Annotated in this window: 1 rRNA gene; it reads left to right on the top strand. The window is 53.9% G+C overall.

Going from position 1 to position 926, the window contains the following annotated elements:
* Nucleotides 1-926 (top strand): 16S ribosomal RNA (locus tag ACHABU_RS20660); the annotation flags it as partial.

Raw genomic sequence — 926 nt, 5'->3', positions numbered from 1 at the left:
GTGGAACGAGCGGCGGACGGGTGAGTAACACGTGGGCAACCTACCTGTAAGATTGGGATAACTCGCGGAAACGTGAGCTAATACCGAATAATACTTTTTATCTCCTGATAAGAAGATGAAAGGCGGCTTATAGCTGTCACTTACAGATGGGCCCGCGGCGCATTAGCTAGTTGGTGGGGTAATGGCTCACCAAGGCAACGATGCGTAGCCGACCTGAGAGGGTGATCGGCCACACTGGGACTGAGACACGGCCCAGACTCCTACGGGAGGCAGCAGTAGGGAATCTTCCGCAATGGACGAAAGTCTGACGGAGCAACGCCGCGTGAGTGATGAAGGTTTTCGGATCGTAAAACTCTGTTGTTAGGGAAGAACAAGTGCGAGAGTAACTGCTCGCACCTTGACGGTACCTAACCAGAAAGCCACGGCTAACTACGTGCCAGCAGCCGCGGTAATACGTAGGTGGCAAGCGTTGTCCGGAATTATTGGGCGTAAAGCGCTCGCAGGCGGTCTTTTAAGTCTGATGTGAAAGCCCACGGCTCAACCGTGGAGGGTCATTGGAAACTGGAGGACTTGAGTACAGAAGAGGAGAGTGGAATTCCACGTGTAGCGGTGAAATGCGTAGAGATGTGGAGGAACACCAGTGGCGAAGGCGACTCTCTGGTCTGTAACTGACGCTGAGGAGCGAAAGCGTGGGGAGCGAACAGGATTAGATACCCTGGTAGTCCACGCCGTAAACGATGAGTGCTAGGTGTTAGGGGGTTTCCGCCCCTTAGTGCTGAAGTTAACGCATTAAGCACTCCGCCTGGGGAGTACGGCCGCAAGGCTGAAACTCAAAAGAATTGACGGGGGCCCGCACAAGCGGTGGAGCATGTGGTTTAATTCGACGCAACGCGAAGAACCTTACCAGGTCTTGACATCCTCTGACA

The sequence above is a fragment of the Oceanobacillus sp. CF4.6 genome (genome assembly GCF_051262635.1).
In the GTDB taxonomy this organism is placed as follows: domain Bacteria; phylum Bacillota; class Bacilli; order Bacillales; family Amphibacillaceae; genus Oceanobacillus.
The sequence above is the reverse complement of the archived record's forward strand: the minus strand, read 5'-3'. Positions and strand labels throughout refer to the sequence as shown.